This window comes from Paraburkholderia podalyriae (assembly GCF_014397785.1).
In the GTDB taxonomy this organism is placed as follows: domain Bacteria; phylum Pseudomonadota; class Gammaproteobacteria; order Burkholderiales; family Burkholderiaceae; genus Paraburkholderia; species Paraburkholderia podalyriae.
The window spans coordinates 1-1,342 of sequence record NZ_VZQQ01000226.1 but is presented as its reverse complement, the minus strand read 5'-3'; the positions used below and the strand labels follow the sequence as shown (position 1 = coordinate 1,342).

At 63.3% G+C, this 1,342-nt stretch carries 2 protein-coding genes; both read right to left on the bottom strand.

Features of this window, described 5'->3' with window-relative positions; translation table 11 throughout:
- Positions 1–10 precede the first annotated feature (10 nt).
- Positions 11–910, bottom strand: coding sequence for an integrase core domain-containing protein (locus F6X42_RS42710; protein ID WP_187639742.1), 900 nt, complete (start codon positions 908–910; stop codon positions 11–13).
- On the bottom strand, positions 907–1,296 hold the full coding sequence (locus F6X42_RS42705) for a transposase (protein ID WP_187639741.1): 390 nt from the start codon (positions 1,294–1,296) through the stop codon (positions 907–909). Before F6X42_RS42705 ends, F6X42_RS42710 begins: the two co-directional genes overlap by 4 nt.
- Positions 1,297–1,342: the final 46 nt, after the last annotated feature.

Sequence of the window (1,342 nt, the reverse complement as noted above, 5' to 3'; positions counted from 1 at the left end):
CTCTTGCAACTCAGGCGGCCAGCTTCATCAGCCGTTCCTGACGGGCTTCGAGGGGTGATTTGAAGCCCAGCTTTTCAAGGCGCCAGTTGCGATTGTATCGATCCCTGAACGCGATGGCGGCAGCGCGAACTTCCTCCAGGTTCTTGAAGATGCGCCCATGAATAGCTTGTTCCTTCATGGTCCGGTTGAACCGCTCAGCGACGCCGTTGGTCTGGGGTTCGGCGACGAAGGCGTAGCTCGGCGTGATGCCCCAGAACCTGATCTGGTCGCGGAAGTCATCCGAGGTGTATTGCGAACCGTGGTCCATGCGCAGCGACAACCCGCGGCCCGAGTCGGCGGCTACCGAGCCAAACGCGCCCAGCAGCCCCTGGGAGATAGGCTCGAGGGCCGCGAAGCGGTCACCGATTTTCGCGGCATGGATGCCGGTGCACATGCCATCGCAGTGATCAACGGCCGAGAAGATCCACACCATGCCGTCGTCCACGGTGGCAATGCGCACGCCGTCGGTGCCCCACATCTCATTGGGGCGATCAGTCGTGATCCGGCCGTCGTGAAGGCTGGGTTCGCCCCGTGCCTGACGGTGCGGCGAGAGCAACCGGTGCTCGCGCATCAACCGCAGGACGCGGGTCCGGGAGACGCGGATGTCGTGCACGATGCGCAGCCGCGCCCAGACCTTGCGGTGCCCCTCGCCGCTGAATGGTGAAGCCGCGAGATCATCGCGGATGGCCTTCAGCAGGTCAGCATCGTGCATCTTCGGCTTCGGTCCACGCCTGCGCGGAACCATCGGCGTCACCCTGGTGCTCGCTCTGGCACGGATGGCATAGATCGTCGAGCGCGGGAATTCGAGCACCTGGCAAACCCGTTGCAATCCAAAGGGCTTGCCTGCACTGGCGGAGATCTCGTGGCTCATGTCGACGATCTCCGACCGGTCAAAGGGCGACGGGCCTGCAGTTCACGTTCCCTGCGCAGAATCTCGTTTTCCATGGACAGCTCGCCAACGCGTCGCACGGCGTCATTGAGCCGCGCTTGCAGTGGATCGCTGGTCCGTGTCTTCAGGCCGGCCTCCATGCCGGCCAGTGCCAGCTCACGCCATTGCTCGAGCTCGGCGATCGTCACGCCGACTTCGCGGGACACGGCGTCAACAGGTTCGCCCCGCAGTAACCGAAGGACCACGCTACGTTTGCGGCCGGTCGACCACCGTTTGACTTCGGCGGCGCCAGAGGCGCTTCCAGTCGCGCTACGCGCTCCTTCCAGCGCCTCTGGCGCAACCGCATTCGCATTGGTTTTCTTCAACATCAACCACTCCAGTTTGGATCACACGTTTTACCCCAAATCTGTGTCC